The organism is Janthinobacterium psychrotolerans (assembly GCF_001677885.1).
In the GTDB taxonomy this organism is placed as follows: Bacteria; Pseudomonadota; Gammaproteobacteria; order Burkholderiales; family Burkholderiaceae_D; genus Janthinobacterium; species Janthinobacterium psychrotolerans.
Genome location: NZ_LOCQ01000060.1, coordinates 1 through 24,166 on the forward strand (window position 1 = coordinate 1; position 24,166 = coordinate 24,166).

A 24,166-nucleotide genomic window follows, 5' to 3' on the forward strand; every position below is an offset into this window, starting at 1 on the left:
ACGACCGCGCCGGCAACAAGGCCACCATCATTACTAGCCAACTGCCGGTCGAACACTGGCATGCATGGATCGGCGATGCCACCATCGCCGACGCCATCCTGGACCGCGTCATGCAGCGCAACCACCGCTTCACGCTGACCGGCGACTCGCTGCGTGCTCAGCGACCTAAAACAGCCAAAAAGGAGAAAAATATCGACCCATCGTGACCGCAGGGATTAGAATTTGACCGCGTAACGCCATCCGCTGCGCAGCGGTCACGTTCGCCGGAATGGCTGGTCACGTTCGCCGGAATACGCAGATCAGGTCGTCCAGGCTGCCCTTGAGCTTGCCCGGTGCGATGACATTGGCGCTCACGCCCATGCCGGGGATGCCGAATTTCAGCACGCACAGCAGCAGCAATGCCAGCGCGATATCGACCGCATGGCGCTGCAGGAAGGCGCCCGCCTCATCCATCGGGCCATTGTCGCCATCCTGCAATGCCGCCTTGTGCGACGCCAGGTAGGCATCGGTGGCGATCGCGTACGGCAGGCCATGACGCAGCAGCACTTCGCGCTCCAGGCTCAGGTGCGAAGTGGCCGGCACCTTGACCACGTGGATCGCCGGCGCATCCTTGAATTTGAAGAGGTAGCGCGGCGTTTCCGACAAGGGTTTGGCCAGCAGCAAATACTCGAGGCGCGCGCGCTGGCCCGGCAGGGCCGTGATCTCGCCGATATTTTGCGAGCGCAGCAAGGGGCTGCTGTCTTGCACGACGGTATTGGACAAATACAGGGCGGCGCCGACGCCAGCGAGCAGGCACGCAGCCAGGAGCAGGCGGACGTAGGTATTCCGGAGCGCAAGCCGGAGTTGGTACAGAAAGGGCATGAAAGACTCGGATGGTAGGCCGGACTTGCGGGGCAGGGCAGCGGCAGACGATTGTTTGGAGCGAAGCGCAGGTCGCGGCGGCGTGTCAATGTGACATGCCGCGAGGCAACATACTGCTGTCAACTATAGCGCTGCCGGCGGACTTTGTGGCGTCACTGCTGAAAAAAAAGGCAGGCGGAACAACAGCTTGGCGTAGTGTCCATGCTGTTCCGGCAAGGATGGCAAGACGTAAAAAAACCGGGTGGAGAACCCGGTTTTTGATGTGCTGGCTATTTTACGCGCTGGTACAGGCGGAAGCGCTCGGCATCGTCGGTGACCCTGCGGCCTTCCCACAGCTTGATCCAGTCGGCGCCGTGGTGCTCGGGCAACTGCTCCGCGCCTTCGCGCTTGCGGCTGCTGTCTTGCAGCAGCAGCAGGTCGCAGCGCTGGTTGTCGACGCCGGCAAACGGCAGGTGGCCGTAGTACGCAAACGAAGCGCGCTGGGCCGCCCCGACATTGGTATTGATGCAGGCACTGCCTTGCGGCAGGTTGACGGAAATCTGGTGCGCCACGCCCGCATAGCTCTTGCTGTAGTTCAATTCGGGCAGGAACAGGGTCATGATCAGTACCCAGATCAGTATCAGGCCACCCGACGACAGCACCACCGCGCGCCACAGCACGGCCGGCTGGCGCGAGATGCGCCAGTGCACCAGCGCGACCCAGCCGGCGGTGACGCAAGCGGCCACAAAAAAGGCGGCCAGGCCCAGTTCAGGTTTGTATCCTGGCAACAGTTTCAGGACATTGTGCGCCAGCTTGGGCGGCCAGCCGCTCAGTGCGGCAAACCAGAACAGCCACAACACGAAAGCGCAAATGGTCAGCACCATCACCGAGAACCAGTCGATGGCGTTGATGGCGCCGCGCTTCATGGTCAACAGGCCAAAGGCGGCCATCACGGCCAGCGGCGGCAGCAGCGGCAGCAATTGCGCCGGGTCGGGATCGGGATGGAACATGGCCAGCAAGGCCAGCATGGCGACAAAGGTCAGCGGCACCACGATGTGCAGCACATGGTGCTGGCGGCGCCAGGCGTACACGGCCCAGGCGGCAAACGGCCAGGCCGGCCAGAAGAACCAGATGCCGACGCGGAAGAAATACACCACGCTCTGGCGATCCGGCAGGCTGAACTGGCGGCAGTTCCAGTCCATCCAGGCTTGCAGCGGTGAGTGGCCGTACGGTTGCAGCAGTTCGCCCGGCAGCAGCCAGACCATGCTCAGCAGGGCGCCGACCAGCACCGCCAGCGCCAGGTGGCCCACGCTGCGCAGCAGGGGCAGGCGCAGGAAGAGCGAGCACAGCAGCAATGACAGGGTCAGCGCCGCCGGCGCGATCCAGCCGCGCGTCAGGGTCAGCCCGCCCAGCGCCAGGCCCATCAGGACGGCATTGCGCAGCGAGGCGCGTTCCACATAGCGCACGGCGCGGTACAGCATATACGCCATCAGCGACACATACAGCGCCTCGGCCGTGATGTCGTGGCTGTGCTGCAGCAGGCCCAGGCAGCCCAGGTAGATCAGGACGGCCGCGTCGGCCAGGGTGCGGCCGAAGTCGTCCGGCTCGGGCTGTCCGCCAAAGGCCAGGCGCAGCGGCTGGGCGTCGTTGCGCCGCCCCAGGTTGAAGGCCGTGTACCACACCGACAGCGCGCTGATGACGAAGATGCCGATGGTCGACATGCGCGCGGCAAACACTTCGTTGCCGATCCAGCCGAACAGCTTGATGAAGATAGCGCCCAGCCAGAACGCCAGCGGGCCTTCGTCGGGCATCGACATGCCGGCGATATTCGGCCACAGCCAGTCAGGCAGGCCGCCGTGGGCCATGGTCCACATGATGCCGAAACTGGCGGCGTCATCGTTCTTCCACGGTTCGCGGCCGATCAGGCCAGGCAGGATGTACAGCAGGCCAAGCGCAAACAAGGCCCATCGTGGCAGCGCGAGTGTGGCAGCGGCGGGAAGGCGGACTGGCTTCATCGATGGTGGTATCAGTAAAAAGGAATCTGGGACGCGTGCGGACGCGCCGGGCTAAGCGGCAGTATAAAGTAAAGCGCTGAAAGACAAAAAAGGCAGCCATGGCTGCCTTTTTGCTGGCAGCCGAAGCTGCCTGTTTTTGCCGCAAGCGGCAAAAATCAGCCTGCTGCGACTGCGGTTTTCGAACCGACGGAACCGAATTTCTGACGGAACTTCTCGACGCGGCCAGCCGTGTCGACGATTTTGTGCTTGCCCGTGAAGAATGGGTGCGATTCAGCCGACACCTCGATTTTCACCAGCGGGTATTCTTTACCGTCGTGGGTGATTTTTTCGCGGGTCTGGATGGTCGAACGGGTAACGAATTTGAAATCGCACGACAGGTCGTGGAAAACAACTTCGCGGTAATCTGGATGGGTATCGACTTTCATGGTCTTCTCTCTAGGTTGGTAGCCAAACAGCACTTCGTCGGTCGTCTTGCTTCTTGACCCGATTGCCGATCACTTGCCAGGGTTTAAATAAATGCAACCGTCGATTATATAGCGGTTTGCGGGTGGCGGCAATAAAAAAGCCGCTCGATGAGCGGCTTTGTCGGCAGCATGTTGCCACCGGGGAGGGCGAAACCGTAGCGAGCAGGCCTGAGTTGCGATTGAGTAGCGCAGCCGTACTTTAGTACGGTGAGCAACGGAGATCGCAAATCTGGCCGCGCAGTAGGTTTATCCCCCCCGGCGCATCATGTCGAAGAACTCGGCGTTGTTCTTCGTGGCTTTCATCTTGTCGAGAATGAACTCCATCGCTTCGATCTCGTCCATCGAGTACAGCAACTTGCGCAGGATCCAGATTTTTTGCAGCTCGTTTGGCTTGATCAGCAGTTCTTCGCGGCGGGTACCCGATTTATTCAGGTTGATGGCCGGGTAGACGCGTTTTTCGGCCAGGCGGCGCTCCAGGTGGACTTCCATGTTGCCGGTACCCTTGAATTCCTCAAAGATCACGTCATCCATGCGCGAACCGGTTTCGATCAGCGCGGTGGCGATGATGGTCAGCGAGCCGCCTTCTTCGATATTGCGCGCGGCGCCGAAGAAGCGTTTCGGGCGTTGCAGCGCGTTCGCGTCGACACCACCGGTGAGCACCTTGCCCGAGGCCGGGATCACGGTGTTGTAGGCGCGCGCCAGGCGGGTGATCGAGTCGAGCAGGATCACCACGTCTTTTTTCATTTCGACCAGGCGCTTGGCTTTTTCCAGCACCATCTCGGCGACCTGCACGTGGCGGGTAGCCGGCTCGTCGAAGGTCGAGGCGACCACTTCGCCGCGCACGGAGCGCTGCATCTCGGTCACTTCTTCCGGACGTTCGTCGATCAGCAGCACGATCAGGGTGATGTCCGGGTGATTGGCCGTGATCGCATGCGCGATGTGCTGCAGGATCACGGATTTGCCGGACTTCGGCGACGCCACCAGCAGGCCGCGCTGGCCCTTGCCGATCGGTGCGATCAGGTCGATGATGCGGCCGGTAATGTTTTCCTGGCCATTCATTTCACGTTCCAGGCGCAGCGGCTCGTTCGGGTGCAGCGGTGTCAGGTTTTCAAACAGGATGCGGTGCTTCGACATCTCCGGCGATTCGCCGTTGACCTTGTCGACTTTGACCAATGCGAAATAGCGTTCGCCATCTTTCGGGGTCCTTACTTCGCCTTCGATCGAATCGCCGGTGTGCAGATTGAAGCGGCGGATTTGCGAAGGGGAAATGTAAATGTCGTCGGTGGACGCCATGTAGCTGGCGTCGGGCGAGCGCAGGAAGCCGAAGCCGTCAGGCAGCACTTCCAGGGCGCCGTCGCCAAAAATCTGTTCGCCGGACTTGGCGCGTTTTTTCAGGATCGCAAACATCAGCTCCTGTTTGCGCAAGCGGGCCGCGTTGTCAATGTCAAGACCGATCGCCATCTCAAGCAGGGCGGATACGTGTAGGGCCTTTAGTTCGGATAAATGCATATATGTTGAGTGTCCCGAGACGGGAGGTAAAGGTAGGGGAGGGGACTGCGTGGCGTTGATCAGTTATCAGGGAAGGGACAGCGTATGGTGCTTGAGCTTCCCGGTCTATCCAGTCAGGCGGCGCTGCGGGCGCAGCGCTGCCTATCATACATTAAATATTGCTGTCGACGAAAGCGGTCAGCTGGCCCTTGGCCATGGCGCCGACTTTTTGCGCCGCTGCTTCACCGTTCTTGAACAGGATCAGGGTCGGGATGCCGCGGATGCCGAACTTGGCAGGCACTGCCTGGTTCGAATCGACGTCCATCTTGGCGATCTGGATGCGGCCGGCATATTCCTTGGCCACTTCTTCCAGGATAGGCGCGATGGCCTTGCATGGACCGCACCACTCGGCCCAGAAGTCAACCAGGACCGGCAATTCGGATTTCAGGACGTCTGCTTCAAAAGAAGCATCGCTAATGTGTTTGATATTTTCGCTCATATTTTCCTCAAATGAGGGTGGGATCAATAATGCCTGGAATTAACCATACGCTGGTTCGCCATCCACGCTTCCTGGAGTACATCTGGCAGGTGGGGGCGATGGGCACAAATTCAATGTTCTTGGAAGGTGCGACCAGGGGTATGCAGGCGGGGATGGCTGAAATAATAACCCATTTTTTCAAAGCGTGGCGATTATTGCAGAAAAACTTGGCGCGCCTGGTCTTTTAGCCTGGCAGCGCCGCAATCCCGGCACGCGCCTGCCGCTGCAGCGCGATCATGTCGCGCAGGTCGTCACGGCGCAAGGGCTTGGGGTAGGCGCCCAGGATGCGCAGGCCATTGGCCAGCGCCAGCCGCTCTGCGGCCTGGCGAATCGCGCTATGCAGGCCCGACAGCAGCACCACGCCGCCGCGAAAGCCAAGCTCGGCCGCCATGCGCAGGAATTCGATGCCATCCATGTCCGGCATCGACAGGTCGCAGATCAGCAGTTCGGGCGGCTGCTGGCGCAGCGCGTCCAAGGCGCCCATGCTGGCGCTCTCGCAGCGGATGTCGAACTGGCCCTGTTGGCCCAGCATGTCGGCCAGCACGTCGAGCATGAAGACGTCGTCGTCGAGCAGCAGCACGCGCAGCGGCGCCGGCCCTGGAGCTGGAACATCATTGTCCATCGCAATCCCTTTCGATCGGTGCGCCAGCCTGGCCGCGGTTAATCATCGTTGGCAAAGCTGGTGTTGTTCATGATCTGTTCGGTAATCTGCTCCAGCAGCGGCCACAGCAGCCTGACGATGTGGCGCGCCTGTTCGGCTTCCTGTTCTGGCGCCCCCAGTGGCAGGTTTTCCAGCCTGTCGCACAGCTCGGACATGCCCAGCGCGCCCACCGTGCGCGCCGACGACTTGATGCGGTGGCCCAGTTCGCGCACCTGCGCCACGTCGCCGCGGCCCAGTGACGCATCGATCTCGGCAAAGCCGTCCTGCGTGGTCTGCAGGAACTTGAAGGCGAACTTGCGCACTTTTTGCGGGTTGTAGCCCAGCAACTTGGCCAGGATGGACAGATCGATCACCTGCGGGTCGCCCGCCAGCGTGGTCTTGAAGGCCGGCGCGTTGCGCATGCGCACCGGTTGGGGCGGCACCTCGCGCGCCGGCAGCCAGCCGGCGATGGTCTGGTACATCATGGCCGGCTGGATCGGCTTGGAAATGAAATCGTCCATGCCCGCCTCCAGGCAGCGCACCCGGTCTTCGCTGGTGGCGGTGGCCGTCATGGCCAGCACGCGCAGGTGCGCCAGCTTGGGATCGGCGCGGATCAGGCGCGTGGCCTGCAGGCCGTCCATCAGCGGCATCTGCACGTCCATCAGCACGCAGTCGAACTGCGTCTGGCGCAGCAGGTCCATCGCTTCGACGCCGTTGTTGGCCAGGCAGACCGAGGCGCCCGCCTCTTCCAGCAACTCCAGCGCCACCTGCTGGTTGAACGTATTGTCTTCCACCAGCAGGATGCGGGCGTGCTTGAGCGCGCCCATCACCATCGCCGCATCGGCGCTGGCGCGCATGGACTGCGCCGATTTGAGCATGCTGTCGAGCAGGGCCGGCGCGGCCTGGCTGGAAATGCCCAGGCGGGCCGTGAACCAGAAGGTACTGCCCAGGCCGGGGCTGCTGTCGACGCCGACGTCGCCGCCCATCAGCTGGGCCAGCTGCTTGCTGATGGCCAGGCCCAGGCCGGTGCCGCCGTATTCGCGCGTGGTCGAGGTGTCGGCTTGCTGGAACGACTGGAACAATTTGCTCATTTCGTCCTGCGACAGGCCGATGCCGTGGTCGCACACTTCGAAGCGCACCAGGCAATGCTTGTCGTCGCCGACCACCTTGCGCACTTTGACGGTAATGCTGCCCTGTTCGCTGAACTTGATGGCGTTATTGGCGTAGTTGATCAGCACCTGGCCCAGCCGCAATGGGTCGCCCACCAGGATGGGCGGCAATTGCGGATCGATCTCGAACAGCAGTTCCAGGTTCTTGCCGGCCGCGCGCGGCGCCACCACCGTGTTGAGGGTCTGGACCACATGGTCGAAGCTGAAGTTGACGTGTTCGATCTTCAGCTTGCCGGCCTCGATCTTGGAAATGTCGAGGATGTCGTCGATGATGCCCAGCAGGTGTTCGCCGGCAAAACGGATTTTTTCCAGGTAATCGCGCTGGCGCGGTTCCAGGTCGGTTTTCAGGGCCAGGTAGGCCATGCCGATCACGCCGTTCATCGGCGTGCGGATCTCATGGCTCATGTTGGCCAGGAACTGGCCCTTGGCCAGGCTTGCTTCCTCGGCCACCTGCTTGGCCTGGTCGAGCTGCTCGGTACGCCGTGCCACGCGCTCTTCCAGGTGTTCGTTCATTTCGCGCAGGGTGCTTTCGCTGCGCTTGTGATACGTGATGTCGGTCAGGCTGGCCACCACCATGCCGACCTTGCCGTATTCGTCGCGGATCGCTTCGGTATTGACCGACAGCCAGCACAGGTTGCCATCGAGCTGCTGCACGCCCATCACCACGTCGCGCATGGCCTGGCCGGTCGACAGGGTGATGTGCACCGGATGGTCGCGCTGCTCGAAGGTGGAGCCGTCTTCGCGGATGGCTTGCCACAGGCTGTTGCCGGCGCGGCTGGCGGCCAGCATGCGCTCGGCCGCCGCATTGCTTTCCAGAATATGACCTTCGCTGTTCTGCACCACCAGGCCGTTGGTGACGGCGCCAAACACCGAGGCCATGCGCTGGCTGGAATTGGCCAGCGCGATCGAGGCCTGGCGCCGTTCGGTGATGTCGGTGATCATCGCCAGGGTGCCGCCGGGTTCGCCGTTGTCGGTCTGGATGCTGCTGCTCGACAGCAAGCCCCACATGCTCGATTGATCCTTGCGGAAAAAACGGAAATCGACCTGGTCCGGCTGGCTGTGCAGGCTGCCCAGGCTGTCGAGGCGGCGCTGCATCAGCAGCTGGCTGTCGCGGTCCATGAACTCGAGCAGGGGCCGGCCCAGCATTTCCTGCACCGTGTAGCCGAGCATGTGCGCCATCTTCGGATTGACGAACGTGGTCTGGCCGGCGCTATTGGTCATCCAGATGCCTTCGGCCGCCGTCTGCACGATCAGGCGGTAGCGTTCGGAACTGGCGTGCAGCGCTTCCTCGGCGCGCTGGCGCTGCGTCATGTCGCGCAGCGAGACGATGGAATACACCTGGCCGGCCATGCGCAGCGGCGACAGGCTGACCTTGGCCGGAAAGTGCGAGCCGTCGCGGCGGCGCGCCATCATCACCCGTCCCGGCAGGCTGTGGCGCGACTGGGCCTCGCCCGCCGTCTGGCCTTGCGTGCTGTCGGGCACCAGCTGGTCGAGCGAAATGCCGATGATGTCGGCCAGCGGATAGCCGAAGCAGCGCGCGCCGATCTGGTTGGCGAAATGCACGCGGCCGTCGATGTCGGCGATCAGCATCGCCTCGGGCGCCGCTTCGAGCATGCTGCGCATGCGCGCCTGTTCGTCGGTCTTGCGCTCGGCGATGTCGCACAGGATGCCGCTGGCCTGCACCGGCGCGCCATCGGAGGCGCGCGCCAGCACCGCGCCGCGCAGCAGCAGCCAGCGCCACTGGCCGTCGCCATGGCGCAGGCGGAATTCACAGCTGACGGGGGCCGGCGCCTGGCCGTCGAAATGCTCGCGCAAGGCCCGTTCGAGGCGTGCACGGTCATCGCGGTGCACTTCGGCCAGCCAGTCGGCCAGGGTATGTTCCAGGCTGGCTTTCTTGTCGCCCAGCATGTTGCGGTACAGCCCGGACATGCTCAGGCGGTCGCCGGCGCGCTGCCACGACCAGCCGATCAACACGGCGCCTTGCAGCGCCTGCACCGCCGGTCCGCCGCTGCCCTTGTCGGTCGGCCCGGCCAGCAGTTGCCGGCGCCAGCGCCAGGTTTGCCAGGCGGCGAGGCCGGCCAGCGCGGTGGCGCTGGCGGCCAGCCATGGCCACGGGCCCACGCCAGCGACCGCCTCGCCTGGCGCCGCCCAGGCCAGCGCCGGCCAGGCGCAGGCCAGCGGTATCCGGACGAGCGCATGCCGCGCAAGCCGCCGCAGGCGTCGTACGCTGGATATGGTGAGGCTGCGATGCGACAAATGCATCCCTTTCTGCTGCGTGATAAAGCCCGGCGCTGCTGCGATGGTGCGGGCCGGCAGGTGGCCGGCATCCTGTTCTGGCGGCAACTATAGCACCGAATATTTATGCCGACTATCTAACTTCCTTTGCCGTGCAAAAGGCAAAATTTTCCATAAGGAATCATCGCTTTTCTGCTGCTCTGGTGAGTATCCGAGAGAAAGAACGGTGGAATTTATGCTAGCCACATAACATCATGATCAGCTGAACGAGCCCGCAAACTGGTAGCGGTGGCCCGGATGCCACATGGTGGCGATCGATGCAATCTTGCCGTCCGACCGGGTCTGGCGGCGCAGCACCAGGCACGGCTGTTTCATGTCGATCGCCAGCATGTCGGCGATATTGCGCGGCGCCGACAGCGCTTCGATGCTGTAGCTGGCGCCCTGCAGCGGCGCGGCCGCCATCAGGTATTCATTGGGCGTGACGGTGGCAAAGTCCTGCGCCATGTAGTCGGGCGCGCAGGCGGGATTGACCCAGCGGTCTTCCACCTGGATCGGCACGCCGTTTTCAAAGTGCACGATCAGCGAATGGAACAGCGTCTGCTCGGGCGCCAGGCCGAATTGCCTGGTCATCAGTTCGGATGCCCTGACGTGTTCCAGCAGCTGCAGGTTGCTGCGGTGCAAATGACCACGTGCGCGCACTTCGTCGGCGATGCTCTTGATTTCGAGCAAGGTCGCCTGGTACTTCTGTTGCGCAACATAGGTGCCGGCGCCCTGGCGGCGCGTCAGCACCTGTTCGCTGGTCAGCTCGCGCACCGCACGGTTGACGGTCATGCGCGACACGCCAAACTGCTTGACCAGCGCCTGCTCGGACGGAATCACGTCGCCTTCCTTCCAGCGCCCGGCGGCGATGCCGGCCAATAAAAAATCCTTGATGCGCTGGAAAATGGGCGTATTTTCTTGTGTAAGCTGGTCGTCCAATGCAGTTTCTCCGAAGCGCAAGGCCGCGCGGCCCCATGGCGGCGCGATGGCCGATTTTAGCACCGCCGCCGGGCGCTGAATTCAAAAGCAAGCGCCGGAGTGCGGCATGGCGCGCCGCGTGTCACGATGGTGGCCAGAGATCAACAAGGAGCAGGCGATGGAACAGCCATATAGCAACGATGAAGCACGCTGGGCGGCGGTGCGCCAGCGCGACAGCAACGCCGACGGCGTCTTCTATTATTCGGTGCGCAGCACCGGCGTGTATTGCCGCCCGTCCTGCGCGGCGCGCCCGGCGCTGCGCGCCAATATCGCCTTCCACGCCAGTTGCGCGGCGGCCGAAGCGGCCGGCTTTCGCGCCTGCCTGCGCTGCAAGCCGGGCCAGCCGCCGCTGGCCGAGCGCCAGGCGGCGATCGTCGCGCAAAGTTGCCGCCTGATCGAAGCGAGCGACGAGCCGCCCGACCTCGACACCCTGGCGCAGGCGGCCGGCATGAGCCGCTTTCATTTTCACCGTGTCTTCAAGGCGCACACCGGCATTACGCCGAAAGCCTATGCGGCGGCGCGCCGTGGCGAACGGGTCAAGGCCGGCCTGGCGCAGCCGGGCACGGTGACCGACACCCTGTATGCGGCCGGCTTCCATTCCAGCGGGCGTTTCTATGCCGCCACGCCAGCCTTGCTGGGCATGACGCCAGGCGCCTTTCGTGCCGGCGGCAGCGGCGCCGTGATCCGCTTCGCCATCGCCGCCTGCACGCTCGGCGCGCTGCTGGTGGCCAGCACCGCCAGGGGGGTCTGCGCCATCCTGCTGGGCGACGATCCGGATGCGCTGCTGCGCGACTTGCAGGACCGCTTTCCACAGGCCGAGCTGCGCGGCGCCGAGGCCGATTATGAACAGACGGTGGCCAGGGTGATCGGCCTGGTCGAAGCGCCGGCGCTGGGGCTGGACCTGCCGCTGGACGTGCGCGGCACGGCTTTCCAGCAGCGCGTCTGGCAGGCGCTGCGCGAGATTCCCGCCGGCAGCACCGTCAGTTATGCGGAACTGGCGCGGCGCATCGGCGTGCCCAGCGGTGCGCGCGCCGTGGCCGGCGCCTGCGCCGCCAACGCGCTGGCGGTGGCGATACCATGTCACCGCGTGGTGCGCAACGACGGCGCCCTGTCCGGCTACCGCTGGGGCGTGGAGCGCAAGCAGCAGCTGCTCGATCGCGAGGCCGGCGATGCTTGACTGGCGGGCCATCGAAGACGACCTCAATGCGCACGGCTGCGCCGTCGTGCCGGGCCTGCTTGATGCGGATGTCTGCGTGGCGCTGGCGGCGCGCTATGCGCAGCCCGGCCAATTCCGCAGCCGGGTGGTGATGGCGCGCCATGGCTTCGGGCGCGGCGAATACCAGTATTTTGCCTATCCGCTGCCTGAACCGGTGGCGGCCTTGCGCACCGCGCTGTATGTGCCGCTGGCGGCGATCGCCAACCGCTGGCAGGCGGCGCTGGGGCAGGCGGCGCGCTTTCCGCTGGCGCACGACGCTTTCCTGGCGCGCTGCCATGCGGCCGGCCAAGCCCGGCCCACGCCCTTGCTGCTGCGCTACGGCGACGGCGATTACAACTGCCTGCACCAGGACCTGTATGGCGAGCATGTGTTTCCGCTGCAACTGGCCGTGCTGCTGTCGCGCCCGCAGCGGGACTTTACGGGCGGCCAATTCGTGCTGACGGAACAGCGCCCGCGCATGCAGTCGCGCGTGGAAGTGGTGCCCCTGCAGCAGGGTGACGCCGTCATCTTTCCCGTGTCACAACGCCCCGTCAATGGCGTGCGCGGCAGCTACAGAGTCAGCATGCGCCATGGCGTATCGCGCCTGCGCTCGGGTGTGCGGCATGCCCTGGGGGTGATTTTTCATGATGCGAACTGACGGCGTGGACTATTTCTGCGCCGCATGTTGCTCGCAACTGGTTTCCGCGCCTGCAGGTGCCACTCCAGACGGGATGCAAGAGTTGGCGCGGACAGGAGTGGTGTCCGCACCAGGCAAGATAAAAGACCATATTTTTGTTCCTGGCTGGCGATACGCGCCGTGCGGCCTTTGGCGTCCGTCGTGCCCGTCCACGTTTCCCCATTGCTGACACAAGTAAGACAAAAGCGGTTGACTTGCTTGTATAGACAACCTATGCTTGTCATACAGGGCGGGCCACGCATGCCCGCTTTCCCCCTTGAGAGGAGACAGCATGAACAAGATGGACAGCGATCCGCGCTTCGACGCCAGCCGCAGCATCCGCGCCCCGCGCGGTACCGAACTGGCCTGCAAGAACTGGCAGATCGAAGCGGCCTATCGCATGGTGCAGAACAATCTCGATGCCGAGGTAGCCGAAAATCCGCAGCACCTGGTGGTGTATGGCGGCATTGGCCGCGCCGCGCGCAACTGGGCCTGCTACGACCAGATCCTGGTGTCCTTGCGCGAGCTGGAAGAAGACCAGACCCTTTTGATACAGTCCGGCAAACCGGTCGGCGTGTTTCGCACACATGTCGACGCGCCGCGCGTGCTGATCGCCAACTCCAACCTGGTGCCCAAATGGGCCAACTGGGAACACTTCAACGAACTCGATCGCCAGGGCCTGTTCATGTACGGCCAGATGACGGCCGGCAGCTGGATCTATATCGGCACCCAGGGCATCGTGCAGGGTACCTATGAGACCTTCGCCGAGGCGGGGCGCCAGCACTTCGGCGGCGACTGGGCCGGGCGCTGGATCCTGACGGCGGGCCTGGGCGGCATGGGCGGCGCGCAGCCGCTGGCCGCCACCATGGCCGGCGCCGTGTCGCTCACCATCGAATGCCAGCAAAGCAGCATCGATTTCCGTTTGCGCACGCGCTACCTGGACAAGCAGGCGGCCAGTCTGGACGACGCGCTGGCGCTGGTGCAATATCACACCGAACGCAAGGAAGCGGTCTCCATCGGCCTGCTGGGCAATGCGGCCGAACTGCTGCCGGAACTGGTCAAGCGCGCCAAAGCGGGCGGCCCGCTGCCCGACCTGGTGACGGACCAGACTTCGGCGCATGACCTGGTCAACGGCTATTTGCCGCGCGGCTGGAGCGTGTCGGACTGGAAGGCGGCGCAGCAGGACCCGCAGCGCCATGCGCGCCTGGCGCTGGCCGCCGCCGACTCGTGCGCCGCGCACGTGCAGGCCATGCTGGATTTTCATGCCATGGGCGTGCACACGGTCGACTATGGCAACAATATCCGCCAGGTGGCGTTCGACCAGGGCGTGCAGAATGCCTTCGATTTTCCCGGCTTCGTGCCGGCGTATATCCGTCCGCAGTTCTGCGAGGGGCGCGGACCGTTCCGCTGGGTGGCGCTGTCGGGCGACCCGGAAGACATCTATAAAACCGACGCCAAGATCAAGGAATTGTTCCCGCAGCACGCGCAGGTGCACCACTGGCTGGACATGGCGCGCGAGCGCATCGCCTTCCAGGGCCTGCCGGCGCGCATCTGCTGGCTGGGCCTGGGCGAGCGCCATCTCGCCGGCCTGGCCTTCAACGAGATGGTGCGCACGGGCGAACTGAAGGCGCCCATCGTGATCGGCCGCGACCATCTCGATACGGGCTCGGTGGCCAGCCCGAACCGCGAAACGGAAAGCATGAAGGATGGCACCGATGCGGTGTCCGACTGGCCGCTGCTCAACGCCCTGCTCAATACGGCCGGCGGCGCCACCTGGGTATCCTTGCACCACGGCGGCGGCGTCGGCATGGGCTACTCCCAGCATGCCGGCATGGTGATCGTGGCCGATGGCACGGACGCTGCGGCAAAACGCCTGGCGCGCGTGCTGGTCAACGACAGCGGCTCTGGCGTGATGCGCCATGCCGATGCCGGCTATGAAACGGCGGCCGCCTGCGCCAGGCGCAATGGCCTGAACCTGCCCATGATGGATTGAAAACATGACACCACCTCTGAAAAGCTGGACCCTGACCCCGGGCGCGATGACCCTGGCCGATCTGCGCACGGTATGGGCCGGGCCGGCCACCCTGAACCTGGCGCAGCAAGCGTATGGCGTGATCGAAGCGTCGGCCGCGGCCGTGCGGGCCATCGTCGCCAAGGGCGATGCGGCCTATGGCATCAACACCGGCTTCGGCCTGCTGGCCAAGACGCGCATTGCCGATGACAAGCTCGAGCAACTGCAGCGCAACCTGATCTTGTCGCATTCGGTCGGCACCGGCGAGCTGCTGCCGGACGCGGTGGTGCGCCTGGTCATGCTGATGAAGATCGGCAGCCTGGCGCGCGGCTATTCGGGCGTGCGTCCGCTGATCGTCGATACCCTGATCGCGCTGTACAACGCCGGCATCATGCCGGCCATTCCCGCCAAGGGCTCGGTAGGTGCTTCGGGCGACCTGGCGCCGCTGTCGCACATGACCCTGGCCATGCTGGGGGTGGGCGACGTGCGCATGAACGGCGTGCTGATGCCTGCGCCTGACGCGCTGGCGCAGGCCGGCATCGCGCCGGTGGTGCTGGCGGCCAAGGAGGGACTGGCGCTGATCAACGGCACGCAGGTGTCGACCGCGCTGGCGCTGCACGGCCTGTTCATGGCCGAACGGCTGCTCGAAGCGGCGATGGTCACGGGCGCGCTGTCGCTCGACGCCGCCAGGGGCAGCGACGCGCCGTTCGACGCGCGCGTGCACGCGGTGCGCGGCCAGCCGGGGCAGATCCTGGCGGCGCAGATGTACCGCCAGCTGGTGGCGCACAGCACCATCCGCGCTTCGCACCTGGAGGGCGACGAGCGCGTGCAGGACCCGTACAGCCTGCGCTGCCAGCCGCAGGTGATGGGCGCCTGCCTGGACCTGATCGTCAACGCGCGCCGCACCCTGCTGATCGAAGCCAATGCCGTCACCGACAATCCACTGATCTTCCGTGACGACCGCAGGCAGCTGGCCGAAATCGTCTCGGGTGGCAATTTCCATGCCGAGCCGGTGGCTTTTGCTGCCGACACCCTGGCGCTGGCGATCGCCGAAATCGGCGCGCTGGCCGAGCGCCGCATCGCGCTGCTGATCGACGCTACCCTGTCGGGCCTGCCGCCTTTCCTGGTGCGCGAGCCGGGCATCAATTCCGGTTTCATGATCGCGCATGTGACGGCGGCCGCGCTGGCGTCGGAAAACAAGTCACTGGCGCACCCGGCCAGCGTCGACAGCCTGCCCACTTCCGCCAACCAGGAAGACCATGTCAGCATGGCCACCTACGCCGGGCGGCGCCTGGACGACATGGCGCACAATACGGCGGTGATCGTCGGCATCGAGCTGCTGGCCGCCGCCCAGGGCATCGATTTCCACCGGCCCTTGAAGACTTCGCCGCAGCTGGAACATGTGCACCAGCAGCTGCGCCAGAAGGTGCCGTTCTTTGACGCCGACCGTTACTTTGCGCCCGATATCGAAGCGGCCCGCCAGATGGTGCTTGCCGGCGACTTGAGCCTCACCTGCAAGCAGCTGTTCGCGCCGCTGTACGACTGAATGGCGCCAGGAGACCAGCATGGATTATCAATTTGAGGCAGGCAGCATCCCGCTGCTGGTATCGATGCCGCATGTGGGCCTTGATATCCCCGACGAGATTGCCGCGCGCATGACGCCGCAGGCGCTGGCCAAGTCCGACACCGACTGGCATCTGCGCGAGCTGCATGGTTTTTTGCGGGAGATGGATGCGTCGGTGCTGTCGGCGCGCTGGTCGCGCTATGTGATCGATCTGAACCGGCCACGGGAAGACACGAATCTGTATCCCGGGCAGGACACCACCGGCCTGCTGCCGGTGGACACCTTTCACCGCGAGCCGCTGTATCTGGCGGGCCAGGAGCCGGATGCGCAGGATCGTCAGCGGCGCGTCGAGCACTACTGGGCGCCGTATCACCGGCAGCTGCAGCAGGAGCTCGGGCGCCTGCTGCGCGTGCATGGCGCGGTGGTGCTGTGGGAAGCGCATTCGATCGCCTCGCGCGTGCCGCGTTTTTTCGACGGCAAGCTGCCCGACCTGAACTTCGGCACGGCCGACGGCGCCAGCTGCGATGCCGGCTTGACCAGCGCCGTGGTGGATCTGGCGCGCGGCGATCAATTTACGGTGGCCCTGAACGGCCGCTTCAAGGGCGGCCATATCACGCGCCACTACGGCCAGCCGGCGCGCCGCGTGCACGCGATCCAGCTTGAAATGTGCCAGTGCCTGTACATGGACGAGGTGGCGCCGTTTGCCTACCGGCCCGACCTGGCGCAACAGGTGCAGCCGCTGCTGCGCCAGATGATGGCGGCGGCCGTGGCATGGGTGCGGCGTTGAAGCTGTTCGCGCGCCATGCGCTGCTGCCGCAAGGCTGGCGCCGCGACGTGCTGCTGGCCTGGGATGCGCATGGCGATTTGACGAGCGTGATCGATAACGCCATGCGGCCCGATGGTGCGGAACTGGCCGAGTACGTGCTGCCGGGCATGGTCAACCTGCATTCGCACAGCTTCCAGCGCGCGCTGGGCGGGCGCACGGAATTCGCCGCCGATGGCGCTGGCAGCCATGACAGCTTCTGGACCTGGCGCGACCTGATGTACCGCTTCGCGCGCAACATCACGCCCGACCAGCTCGAGGCGATTGCCGCCCAGCTGTTCTCCGAATGCCTGCGCCACGGCTACACCTCGGTGTGCGAATTCCACTATGTGCAACGCCAGCCGAACGGCGCCTGGTACGACCGGCCGGCCGAAACCGCCGAGCGCGTGATTGCCGCCGCACGGGTGGCTGGAATCGGCGTCACCATGCTGCCGGTGTTGTATAGTTATTCAGGATTTAACGACAGCCCGCTGAAACCGGAGCAGCGGCGTTTCCGCACCGAGGCCGACGACGTGCTGCGCGTGATCGAGGCACTGGCGCCGCTGCGCGACGGCCAGACCGAAGTGGGGGTGGCGCCGCATTCGCTGCGCGCGGCATCGATGGAGCAGGTCAAGCAGGTGGTGGCGGCCTTGCCGGCCGGGCGCCCGATCCATCTCCACATCGCCGAGCAGCAGGCCGAAGTCGATCAGTGCCTGGCCGCGACCGGCATGCGGCCGGTGCGGTATCTGTACAATCAGGTGACTGTCGACGCGCGCTGGTGCCTGGTGCACGCCACCCATCTGGACGCAAGCGAGATTTCGCACATCGCCGCCAGCGGCGCGGTGGCGGGCTTGTGTCCCACCACCGAGGCCAACCTGGGCGACGGGCTGTTCCCGCTCGAAGCGTTTCTGGCGGCAGGCGGGCGCTTTGGCATCGGCAGCGACAGCCACGTGTCGCAAAGCCCGGTGGAAGAACTGCGCTGGCTCGAGTATGGCCAGCGCCTGCGGCAGCAGCGCCGCAATATCGCGGTGTCCAGGGAGCAGCGCCAGGTGGGCGACTTTTTATGGCAGGGCGCCTTGCAGGGCGGGGCGCAGGCGGCGGGGCGGCCGGTGGGCGCGCTGGCGCCTGGCCGCCGGGCCGACGTGCTGGTGCTCGACGGCGCGCATCCCAAGCTGTGGGGCCTGGCGCTGCACGAGGTGCTGGGCAGCCTGGTCTTCAGCGGCAACGACAACCTGGTGCGCGACGTCATGGTCGGCGGCAGGTGGGTAGTACGCAACGCACAACATGTGGCGCAGCAGGCGATTGCTGCGCGCTTCAAGCAAACGATGGCAGAACTGAGGGAGTTTCAATGAGCCGGCTAATCCAGTACGCAAGCCTGCGGCCCACGCCGTGGAAGAACGGCGGCGGCGTCACCACCGAACTGGCGATGTCGCCGCCCGGCGCCGGTCTCGGCGATTTTGACTGGCGCGTGAGCCTGGCCAGCATTGCCGAAGATGGTCCGTTCTCGCAGTTTCCCGGCGTGGACCGCACGCTGGTGATGGTCGCCGGCGACGGCGTGCTGCTCGAGGTCGGCGGCGAGCGCGTGGTGCTCAGCCCGAGCGAACCGCTGGTGGAGTTTGCCGGCGAAGATCGCGTCCATGCCACCGTCAGCGGCCAGTCCACGCTCGACTTCAACGTCCTCACCCGGCGCGGCAGCTACCGCCACCGGATCGAACCGTTCGTGGTCTGCGGCAGCGTGCCGCTGCCGCGCCGCAGCGGCACCACGCTGGTGTTCCTGGCCGATGGCGAGAGCCTGTCGGTGAGCAGCGCGCGCGAACGGCTGGCGCTGGTGCGCTACGACCTGCTGGTGCTGGAAGACGAACAGGACTGGACGCTGGAATCGGCCCAGGCCACCGTGTTCGTCGTCGACCTCATCGCCAATTAAAGGCCAGCCATGGCGTGGGACCTGTTGTTGACCAATGTGCACCTGGCAACCATGGCCGGCGATGACGGCTATGGCGAGATCCTTGATGGCGCAATCGCCGTCAAGGACGGCCGCATCGCCTGGCTGGGCCCATGGGCGGCACTGCCCACAAGCCAGGCCGCCACCGTGCACGATGGCGGCGGCTGCTGGCTCACGCCCGGCCTGATCGACTGCCACACCCACATCGTCCACGCCGGCAGCCGCAGCGATGAATTCGAAGCGCGCCTCAATGGCGCCAGCTACCAGGACATTGCCCGCGCCGGCGGCGGCATCGCCTCCACCGTGCGCGCCACGCGCGCCGCCAGCGAGGCCGCGCTGCTGCGGCAAAGCCTGCCGCGCGTGCTGGCCCTGCTGGCCGAAGGCGTGACCACCATCGAGATCAAGTCCGGCTATGGCCTGGCGCTGGAGGGCGAAGCGAAAATGCTGCGCGTGGCGCGCGCCATCGGCGAACAATTACCGGTCAGTGTGCGCACCACATTTCTGGGCGCGCATGCGCTGCCGGCCGAATACGCGGGCCGCCCGGACGACTATATCGACCTGGTGTGCCGCCAGATGCTGCCGGTGATCGCCAGCGCCGGCCTGATGGACGCCGTCGACGCCTTTTGCGAGAACATCGGTTTTACCCCGGCGCAAACGCGGCGCGTGCTCGAAGCGGCGCAGGCGCTGGGACTGCCCGTCAAGCTGCACGCCGAGCAGCTGTCGGACCAGGGCGGGGCGGCGCTGGTGGCGAGCCTGGGCGGCCTGTCGGCCGACCACCTGGAGTTCCTGAGTGAAGACGGCATTGCCGCCATGGCGCGCCACGGCACGGTGGCCGTGCTGCTGCCGGGCGCCTACTACTTTTTGCGCGAGACGCAGCCCCCGCCGATTGCCGCCCTGCGCGCCGCCGGCGTGCCGATGGCCGTATCGACCGACTGCAATCCGGGCACCTCGCCGATGACGTCCTTGCTGCTGGCGATGAACATGGCGTGCACCTTATGGCGTTTGACGCCGCAGGAAGCGCTGGCCGGCGCCACCATCATGGCGGCGCGCGCGCTGGGCCTGCAGCATGACCGGGGCAGCCTGGCGGCCGGCAAGCGCGCCGACTTTGCGCTGTGGCGCATCGCCCGCCCGGCCGACCTGTCGTATGCGATCGGTTTCAATCCCTGCGCCGGCGTGGTGCACGGCGGCGTGTGGCGCGCGCCGGTGGTAAGCTTGGCCGATTGATCATTCGTCCGGGAGCGCCGCGTGCGCGTCATTTACCTGTTGGCTTTACTGGTTTTTTGCGGCATGGCGCCGGTCCATGCGATGGACAGCGGCACCCTCAAGGTGGGCTCGAAGCGCTTTACGGAATCGTATATCCTGGGCGAGATCGTGCGGCAAAGCGCCGCGCCGCAGGTGAAGGTTGAACACCGCCAGGGGCTGGGCAACACGGCCATCGTGCTGGCCGCGCTGCAGGCCGGCAGTATCGACCTGTATGCGGAATATACGGGCACCATCGCCAGCGAAGTGCTGAAGCACGACAAGCCGATTACCCTCGAGCAGATGCGGCGCGAACTGGCGGCGCTGGGCCTGGGCGTGGCCGTGCCGCTGGGTTTTAACAACACCTATGCGCTGGCCATGCGCGGCGACGACAAAAGCATCGCCAGCCTGGCCGACCTGGCCAGGCATCCGGCGCTGAAATTCGGCCTGTCGCACGAATTCATTGGCCGCGTCGACGGCTGGCCGGGCCTGGCCGCGCGCTACGGCTTGCAGCAGCGCCCGCGCGGGCTCGATCACGGCATCGCCTATGAAGCGCTGGCGCAACGGCAGGTCGATGTGATCGATATCTATTCGACCGACGCCAAGATCCGCCAGTACCGCCTGCGCGTGCTGGCCGACAGTCAGCGGTATTTCCCCCGCTACGACGCCATGCTGCTGTACCGCCTCGATCTGCCCGGGCGCTTTCCCGCCGCTTGGCAGGCGCTGCAAGGGCTGCAAGGGCGCATCAGCGAGCAGGCCATGATCGCCATGAACGCGGCCGTGGAAATCGATGGCAAAAGCTTTGCCGTCGTCGCGCAAGAATGGCTGGCGTCCGGCGGCGGCAAACCGGTGGCCGCGGCTGCGCGCGCCACGCTGCTCGATAAAATCATCGGCGACGATCTGTGGACCTTGACGCGCCAGCACCTGGCGCTGGTGCTGCTGTCGGTGGCGCTGGCCTGCCTGATCGGCGTGCCGCTGGGCGTGCTGGCGGCGTTTTCGCCGCCGCTGCGGCAAACCGTGCTGGCGCTGGTGGGCGTCTTGCAAACCGTGCCGTCGCTGGCGCTCTTGGCGATATTGATACCGGTGCTGGGCATGATCGGCATGGTGCCGGCGCTGGTGGCGCTGTTTGTCTATGCGCTGCTGCCCATCGTGCGCAACACCTGCACCGGCATTCTGCAGATTGCGCCGGGCTTGCGCATGGCGGCGCTGGCGCTGGGCCTGACCCGCCGCGACCGCCTGCTGTACGTGGACCTGCCGCTGGCCCTGCCGGTGATACTGGCCGGCGTCAAAACTGCCGCCGTGATGAGCGTGGGCACGGCCACCATCGCGGCGTTCATTGGCGCCGGCGGCTATGGCGAGCGCATCACCATCGGCCTGGCGCTGAACGACAACGACATGCTGCTGGCCGGCGCGATTCCCGCCGCCGTGCTGGCGCTGCTGACGCAGGGTATCTTTGAACTGGTGGAGCGGTGGGCGGTGCGCCGCGAGGGCCAGACGCGCGCTTGATCTGACGCAAAGCCTGCGCGCTTCAAGGTGCCACACTGCTTGTTCCCCGCCGCATGGCCGGTCCTCACACCTTCAAGGAGATCCGCATGACCCGCCACTTTGTCGCCTGCTGTATTGCCTTTTTCCATAAAAACAGGCAGCGCCAGGGCAGCGCCGCCCAGCAGCATATCGGCTTGCATGGCACGTTGATTGAGCCACGGAAATAGTAACGAACTACCGAGGAAATGTAAGAGCTGGTAAGCAAATGTAAGGGTGGGCCTGAACGTATTGTGCAACGTTTATATTCATAACCGTTGATTGCATTCTCCCCCTCCCACTTGACAATGGGTTCTACCCTGCGGTGCCGCTAGCCCGCAGGGTTTTTTTTGTCTGGTGGCGCCTGACCTAACCTGCTGCGCGTCGGTATAGGCAGCCTGCGATGCTCACCGTAGCAACGTACGGTTGCGCTTCTCGGCTACCTCTACCTTCCGCTCGCGACGGTCTGGTCATGCGTCGAGACGCTATTGAGAAATTCTTTGCGGTTTGCCTGCTGATAATTTCGTCAGCGCCTCGCCCGTCACCCTGCAGATGCGCCAGTCGGGCATCACGTCGGCGCCCATGCCCTGGTAGAAATTGATGGCGTTTTCGTTCCAGTCCAGTACCGACCATTCGAAGCGGCCGCAGTTGCGTGCCACCGCCAGTTGCGCCAGGGCGACCAGCATCTGTCTGCCGTAGCCTTTGCCGCGCATGGCCGGTTTCACATACAGGTCTTCCAGGTACAGGCCCTTGCGGCACAAAAAGGTCGAGAAATTGTGGAAGAAGAGGGCGAAGGTGACGACGTCGCCGTTGTCCACGCCGACCAGCGCTTCGCAGCCGGGGTGCGGGCCGAACAGGCTGTCGTGCAGCATCGCTTCGTTGGCCAGTATCATGTGTTCGAGATGTTCGAACACGGCCAGTTCGTGGATCATGCCGAAGATGGCGGCGACGTCGGCCGCTTGCGCGGGGCGGATGGCGAGGGTGGACGGGTTGTTCATGGTGCCTTTGCGGTGGGTTGGGTGGAAATCGAGGACGCGGTGCGGGTCTTGCGCGCGCCCGAGGTCAAGGCCCAGGCCACGCTCGACAGGCACAGCGCCATGCCCAGCCACTCGATGGCGGCCGGGCGGTAGTGTTCGAACTGTATCGACAGCAGCACGGAAATGACGGGCGTGACCACGCCGATATACACGGTCTTTTGCGTGCCGATGCGGGCGATCAGGGTGAAGTAGGCGCTGAAGGCAATCACCGAGCCGAACAGGGCCAGGTAGACCAGGCCCATCCAGTAGCTGGCGCGCGCCGGCACCGTCCAGGCCTGGCCCGTGAGCAGCGCCCACAGCGCCACCATCAGGGTGCCCCACAACATGGTCCAGGCCATGGTCAGCATCACATTGCTCGAATGCTCGCGCACTTTCATCACCAGCGCATTGCCGACCGTGCTGGCCATGGTGGCCACCAGCGCCAGGATGAAGCCCAGTAAAAAGTGGCCGTTGCCGCCGCCGAGGATCTCCTTTAACGCCGCATCGATCGACTGGTAAAACAGCAGCACGATGCCGCAGATGGCGACCGCGCCCGCAAAGCAGGTACTGAGCGTAATCGGCGTGCCAAACGCGAAGCGGTTCAGCAGCGGGGTCCAGAACACCATCAGCGCAAACAGCACGCTGACCAGCGCCGACACCAGGTATTGCTCCGAGCTGTAAGTGCACACATAGCTGAGCGCGAACGAAGCCAGGCCCTGCAGCATCATCCATTTTTGTGCGCGCCAGGGCAGGCGCAAGGTATTGCCACGCAGCGCGCACCAGGCGAACAAGGTGCCTGATGCCAGACCGAAGCGGTAGACCACGGAAACGGCGGGGGCGACGTCGCCCAGTTGCAAGGTGATGGCCCAGAACGTGGAGCCCCAGATCAGGCAGGCGGTGATAAACAGGAGGGGAGAGGACATCGCGGCAGTATACGGTGTCGCCCGGGACTTGACCAGTGCGGCATGGGCGCCACAGCGACGCTTGAGGCAAAACAGAAGCGATGGAAAATATTGAATTTATGAAAATATTTATATTATTATTAAGTAAATGTTTTTTTGCTTCAACTCTTCAGGGAGCCCATCATGCCAGCCTCGCTGCACATCAAAGTATGGACCGTGATCGTCTGGGTGGTGGCCATGACGGTGCTTGCCATTTGCTTGCATGAAGGCATGGCGCCGGCCACCCATTTGATGGCGACCGGCAGCTTCGGCTGAAGTTTAATGTGTGACGCGTGTTTTACGGCCATCAGACAGCAAACGCACGCGTTCGCCGGGACGGAATTGCTCGTCCGCGTCTTGCACGATGGCGCGCATGTCGCCATTGTCCAGGCGCACGGTGATCTCGAAGCCGGGTTTGTTCGCCGAGTTCGCTTCAATGCTCTGGCCGGCGATGCCGCCCGCCACCGCGCCGAGGATGCTGGCGGCAATCGCGCCCTTGCCACCGCCCACGGCCGAACCGGCCACGCCACCGAGCGCCGCGCCGGCCAGCACACCGGTGCCGGTTTCGCCCTTGTCGATGGTGACCTGGCGCACGGATTCCACAGTGCCCATGCGCACGGATTGTTCATTTTGCGCCTGGCCTGCCCGGTAAACATTGGCTGAATTCGGTTGTACGGCGCAACCGGCCAGGGTCGCCAAGGTGCTGACCAAGGCCACGGCAATAATCGATGTTTTCATGTTCAACTCCAGCAAAATAGTGCGCCGATCGCGTCGAATGGCATCGGCTGCACATTGATGATAAGATAAGTTGCTTCCAATAAATAGCTTGCAATCGTAAGAATCTGTTACTCAA

Annotated in this window: 22 protein-coding genes; 11 read left to right on the forward strand and 11 right to left on the reverse strand. The window is 64.7% G+C overall.

Annotation, left to right across the window (positions count from 1 at the left end):
- Window positions 1-206, forward strand: a 206-nt coding sequence (locus ASR47_RS20165) for an ATP-binding protein (protein WP_171899007.1), incomplete at its 5' end; no start/stop codon positions are given.
- Window positions 207-276: 70 nt separating this feature from the next.
- Here the strand turns inward: ASR47_RS20165 and ASR47_RS20170 are convergent.
- The 8 genes from ASR47_RS20170 to hutC all read right to left on the reverse strand — a co-directional run bounded on the left by ASR47_RS20170 (window position 277) and on the right by hutC (window position 10,367).
- Window positions 277-762 (reverse strand): hypothetical protein, encoded by a 486-nt coding sequence (locus tag ASR47_RS20170; RefSeq protein WP_150127895.1) that lies wholly within the window; start codon window positions 760-762, stop codon window positions 277-279.
- A gap of 368 nt (window positions 763-1,130) precedes the next feature.
- Entirely contained in the window at window positions 1,131-2,855 is a 1,725-nt protein-coding gene (locus ASR47_RS20175; protein ID WP_065309605.1) for an ArnT family glycosyltransferase, read from the reverse strand.
- Between the two features lie 155 nt (window positions 2,856-3,010).
- On the reverse strand, window positions 3,011-3,280 hold the full coding sequence (locus tag ASR47_RS20180) for a type B 50S ribosomal protein L31 (protein ID WP_065309606.1): 270 nt from the start codon (window positions 3,278-3,280) through the stop codon (window positions 3,011-3,013).
- Between the two features lie 285 nt (window positions 3,281-3,565).
- Window positions 3,566-4,828 carry a transcription termination factor Rho gene (gene rho / locus ASR47_RS20185; RefSeq protein ID WP_034746249.1) on the reverse strand — a complete coding sequence of 421 codons (1,263 nt, stop codon included), beginning with the start codon at window positions 4,826-4,828 and terminating at the stop codon, window positions 3,566-3,568.
- A gap of 151 nt (window positions 4,829-4,979) precedes the next feature.
- Window positions 4,980-5,306 (reverse strand): thioredoxin TrxA, encoded by a 327-nt coding sequence (gene trxA, locus ASR47_RS20190; RefSeq protein WP_065309607.1) that lies wholly within the window; start codon window positions 5,304-5,306, stop codon window positions 4,980-4,982.
- A 223-nt stretch (window positions 5,307-5,529) separates the two neighbouring features.
- Window positions 5,530-5,967 carry a response regulator gene (locus ASR47_RS20200; RefSeq protein WP_065309609.1) on the reverse strand — a complete coding sequence of 146 codons (438 nt, stop codon included), beginning with the start codon at window positions 5,965-5,967 and terminating at the stop codon, window positions 5,530-5,532.
- Between the two features lie 38 nt (window positions 5,968-6,005).
- The gene (locus ASR47_RS20205) at window positions 6,006-9,497 is read right to left on the reverse strand and encodes a PAS domain S-box protein (protein ID WP_245714426.1); all 3,492 of its coding nucleotides are present in this window, start codon (window positions 9,495-9,497) and stop codon (window positions 6,006-6,008) included.
- Between the two features lie 150 nt (window positions 9,498-9,647).
- Window positions 9,648-10,367, reverse strand: coding sequence for a histidine utilization transcriptional repressor HutC (gene hutC / locus ASR47_RS20210; protein WP_065309610.1), 720 nt, complete (start codon window positions 10,365-10,367; stop codon window positions 9,648-9,650).
- Window positions 10,368-10,524: 157 nt separating this feature from the next.
- Between hutC and ada the strand changes: the two genes are divergently transcribed.
- The 9 genes from ada (at window position 10,525) to ASR47_RS20255 (ending at window position 21,341) form a co-directional block, all read left to right on the forward strand.
- Entirely contained in the window at window positions 10,525-11,583 is a 1,059-nt protein-coding gene (gene ada, locus ASR47_RS20215) for a bifunctional DNA-binding transcriptional regulator/O6-methylguanine-DNA methyltransferase Ada (protein ID WP_065309611.1), read from the forward strand.
- Complete coding sequence (locus ASR47_RS20220; protein WP_065309612.1) at window positions 11,576-12,259, forward strand: 2OG-Fe(II) oxygenase; 684 nt, start codon at window positions 11,576-11,578, stop codon at window positions 12,257-12,259. Before ada ends, ASR47_RS20220 begins: the two co-directional genes overlap by 8 nt.
- A gap of 319 nt (window positions 12,260-12,578) precedes the next feature.
- Complete coding sequence (hutU, locus tag ASR47_RS20225) at window positions 12,579-14,270, forward strand: urocanate hydratase (protein WP_425402757.1); 1,692 nt, start codon at window positions 12,579-12,581, stop codon at window positions 14,268-14,270.
- Window positions 14,271-14,274: 4 nt separating this feature from the next.
- Window positions 14,275-15,834: a histidine ammonia-lyase gene (hutH, locus tag ASR47_RS20230; RefSeq protein ID WP_065309614.1), complete on the forward strand. Its 1,560-nt coding sequence runs from the start codon at window positions 14,275-14,277 to the stop codon at window positions 15,832-15,834.
- Window positions 15,835-15,853: 19 nt separating this feature from the next.
- Window positions 15,854-16,639 carry an N-formylglutamate deformylase gene (hutG, locus tag ASR47_RS20235; RefSeq protein ID WP_065309615.1) on the forward strand — a complete coding sequence of 262 codons (786 nt, stop codon included), beginning with the start codon at window positions 15,854-15,856 and terminating at the stop codon, window positions 16,637-16,639.
- The gene (locus tag ASR47_RS20240) at window positions 16,624-18,006 is read left to right on the forward strand and encodes a formimidoylglutamate deiminase (RefSeq protein ID WP_065309616.1); all 1,383 of its coding nucleotides are present in this window, start codon (window positions 16,624-16,626) and stop codon (window positions 18,004-18,006) included. The genes hutG and ASR47_RS20240 overlap by 16 nt, the downstream gene beginning before the upstream one ends.
- The gene (locus ASR47_RS20245) at window positions 18,003-18,578 is read left to right on the forward strand and encodes a HutD/Ves family protein (protein ID WP_065309617.1); all 576 of its coding nucleotides are present in this window, start codon (window positions 18,003-18,005) and stop codon (window positions 18,576-18,578) included. The genes ASR47_RS20240 and ASR47_RS20245 overlap by 4 nt, the downstream gene beginning before the upstream one ends.
- Before the next feature lie 9 nt (window positions 18,579-18,587).
- Complete coding sequence (gene hutI / locus ASR47_RS20250) at window positions 18,588-19,820, forward strand: imidazolonepropionase (protein ID WP_065309618.1); 1,233 nt, start codon at window positions 18,588-18,590, stop codon at window positions 19,818-19,820.
- Window positions 19,821-19,883: 63 nt separating this feature from the next.
- Window positions 19,884-21,341 (forward strand): ABC transporter permease/substrate-binding protein, encoded by a 1,458-nt coding sequence (locus ASR47_RS20255; RefSeq protein WP_065309937.1) that lies wholly within the window; start codon window positions 19,884-19,886, stop codon window positions 21,339-21,341.
- A gap of 500 nt (window positions 21,342-21,841) precedes the next feature.
- Here the strand turns inward: ASR47_RS20255 and ASR47_RS20260 are convergent, their stop codons facing one another.
- Both ASR47_RS20260 and ASR47_RS20265 read right to left on the reverse strand, forming a co-directional pair.
- Window positions 21,842-22,354: a GNAT family N-acetyltransferase gene (locus ASR47_RS20260; protein WP_065309619.1), complete on the reverse strand. Its 513-nt coding sequence runs from the start codon at window positions 22,352-22,354 to the stop codon at window positions 21,842-21,844.
- The gene (locus ASR47_RS20265; RefSeq protein WP_065309620.1) at window positions 22,351-23,295 is read right to left on the reverse strand and encodes a DMT family transporter; all 945 of its coding nucleotides are present in this window, start codon (window positions 23,293-23,295) and stop codon (window positions 22,351-22,353) included. The genes ASR47_RS20260 and ASR47_RS20265 overlap by 4 nt, the downstream gene beginning before the upstream one ends.
- 162 nt (window positions 23,296-23,457) lie before the next feature.
- On the opposite strand from ASR47_RS20265, the gene ASR47_RS28235 reads away from it, so the two are divergent.
- On the forward strand, window positions 23,458-23,589 hold the full coding sequence (locus ASR47_RS28235; protein WP_281218459.1) for a hypothetical protein: 132 nt from the start codon (window positions 23,458-23,460) through the stop codon (window positions 23,587-23,589).
- 3 nt (window positions 23,590-23,592) lie between these two features.
- Here the strand turns inward: ASR47_RS28235 and ASR47_RS20270 are convergent, their stop codons facing one another.
- Entirely contained in the window at window positions 23,593-24,051 is a 459-nt protein-coding gene (locus ASR47_RS20270; protein WP_065309621.1) for an outer membrane lipoprotein, read from the reverse strand.
- Window positions 24,052-24,166: the final 115 nt, after the last annotated feature.